We start from the raw sequence: 2,520 nt of genomic DNA, 5'->3' as shown, positions 1-2,520 counted from the left end.
CACGACGACGGCTCCCACGACTGTGCCGCCCGCCGGGGTCTGCAGCGCGGCCTACCGCGTGGTCTCCCAGTGGACCGGAGGCTTCCAGGCCGAGGTCACCGTCAGCAACGGTTCTCCAGCGGCCTCCTCCGGCTGGACCGCGACCTTCACGTTCGCCAACGGCCAGACCGTCAGCCAGGCGTGGAACGCCACCGTCGCCCAGGCCGGCACCACGGTAACCGCCCGCAACGTCGACTGGAACGGCCGCCTCGCCACCGGCGGCACCGCCACGTTCGGCTTCCTGGCTTCGTCAACCGCGACCAACACAACCCCGGCCGTGACCTGCACCCTGACCTGACGGCAAAGTCGAGCGCCGGTCCGGGGCCATCAAAACCGGTTGCGGGGCGCCGAGGAATGCGCGACCCTCCCCGAACACCTTGTCGAAAGGGCTGAGGCCTCCCCGAAGCCGGCGAGCCGATCCGCGGCTGCCGAGGCACTCCCACCGCTCTGCGGTGGCTGGCGGCTGCCCTCCTTTCGACAGCAGTTCCCGCATCGAACGCAAAGGTGTTCCTACCGGATGAACGTCTTCCCGCGCGCACCCCAACTGGTCTCCGACCACATCCACGCCGCGATCACCAGACGCCCGCACGAACGGACAGGCCCATTCCTGGCCGCCTTCGACCCCAACACCCCCGACATCTGGCGCAACTACGCCGTCCCCGACGACGACGCGAAGCCAAGCCGGCACGACATCACCAACTTGATCGCAACATTCCACCACCACGACCGCATCCCCCGGCTGGAATACGTGCCGACAGCAGCACCCGAGGTAGAGGCAGCGTTGACCGAGGCCGGCTTCACCGTCGAAGGCCGGCCACCGATCATGGTGTCCACCCCCGACGTGGAGCTGACGCCCCGAGAACCCACCGGCATAACCGTCGAGTTCGCCACCGACGACCCCCAACTGCTCGAGGCCGCCACCGTGCAACACGACGCCTACCGCCGGCCCGACCCGGCCGGCCCCCGCGAGGTCGCCCGGCTGAACGCCACCGTGGCCCGCGGCGGACTGGTAGCGATAGCCCGCGACACCACGTCCGGAACCGTAGTAGGCACCGGCCTGATAGACCGCACCGGCCCGCACAAGGCCGTCGGCGAGCTGGCCGCGGTAGCGGTGCTGACCCACTTCCGGCGCCGCGGCATAGCCTCAGCGATAAGCGTCGGTCTCGCCAAGGCGGCCCACCGGCAAGGCATGCGGCTGGTGTGGTTGGAAGCGGCCCCGACAGAGGAACAGATCTACACCCGCGCCGGCTTCATAACCGCCGGCCAGAAACTGTGGATCTCACTGCGCTGACCACTCCACGGCCTCCATCCGGTCAGGAGGCGGCGGCCGCGAGCCGACGTGAGCGTAAAAGTTCCCAAGTATCCGCTGCCTGACGCCACCATGCCAGTTCCGAAAGCGTCTTGGTCTTGTCATCCAGGCTGGCGATAATGTATTTGAAGCCGCACCAAGAATCGTTCTTCCGCATCCTCGAATGACGCTTCGAAGGCGAATTCGTTATTTTCTTCCCGTCCTGATCGGGTGGTCGCCGACTAGTTCAACAGCGGCAATTTTGTCGGCATCGATGCGGGCGGCGGGCGGCGGGGGTCGGGGGTGGCGAGCGTCGCGGCCGAACGGGACGTCGGCAGTCCGCCGATAGCGGGCGGCCGATGCCGCTCGCCGATCCGCGCCGATCCGCCACTGTGGGTGGACCCCGCCCCGCCGTATCGACTCGACGCGGCGGGTCGGGTGCCGTCCCACGGCCAGCATGTCCCATCGGCCGGCGTAATGCGCCGAGGCGGCGTAATGCGCCGACGTCACTGCCGCGGTCGGCCGTGCAGGAGTGGGCCGGGCGGGGATATCCGTCCGGTGTCCGGGCTCGACGCAGGTCGGCGCTTGCTGCCGGTGCCGGGGGTCGACACACTTCGAGCCTTCTGTCCGGTGTCGGGCTCCGCGCACGTCGGGGCTTGCGGCCGGATGCCGGGGCTTGGTGCAGGTCGGGGCTCCTGGCCGGTGTGCGGGCTCGGCGCAGGCCGGGTCTTGTGGCTGGTGTGCGGGCTTGGCGCATCTCGGGTCTTGCGCCCGGTGTGCGGGCTTGGCGCAGGTCAGGTTTTCCGTTCGGCGTTGTGGCTGGGCGCGCGCCGGGTTTTGCGCCCGGTGTGCGGGTCTGGCGCAGGTCGGGGCTTCCGTCCGGTGTCGGGGATCGGCGCACTCCGAGGCTTGTCGTGGTCGGCCTCGAACGTGCGGCCGGCTTTCGGGGGCGGGCCTGACTGGCGAGGCTGGGCGGCTGCGTGCCGGGTGATGACGGGTCGCCCTGGACCGGGACGTCACGCCCAGGTGGCGGCCGCTGGGTCAAGGTCGCCTCGTCCGGCCAGATCAGTGGCGGGACCGGTTCGGTTTCGTCGTGCAGGCCCAGCTCGCCGCACTCGCGGGAGCAGCCGTGCAACCGGCATTGCTTGAGCGCGTGACGCCGAGCGAGTCCCCAATGCCGCGTAGCTTAAGTT

General features: G+C 69.5%; 2 protein-coding genes. Both read left to right on the top strand.

Annotated elements, in window-relative coordinates; translation table 11 throughout:
• Nucleotides 1-337 (top strand): cellulose binding domain-containing protein (locus tag Ato02nite_RS49990; protein ID WP_213013797.1); only part of this gene is annotated, 337 nt, incomplete at its 5' end.
• Between the two features lie 219 nt (nt 338-556).
• Nucleotides 557-1,330 (top strand): GNAT family N-acetyltransferase, encoded by a 774-nt coding sequence (locus Ato02nite_RS49985; RefSeq protein ID WP_213013796.1) that lies wholly within the window; start codon nt 557-559, stop codon nt 1,328-1,330.
• Nucleotides 1,331-2,520 lie beyond the last annotated feature (1,190 nt).

It is taken from the genome of Paractinoplanes toevensis, from assembly GCF_018332695.1.
Lineage (GTDB): Bacteria > Actinomycetota > Actinomycetes > Mycobacteriales > Micromonosporaceae > Actinoplanes > Actinoplanes toevensis.
The sequence above is the reverse complement of the archived record's forward strand: the minus strand, read 5'-3'. Positions and strand labels throughout refer to the sequence as shown.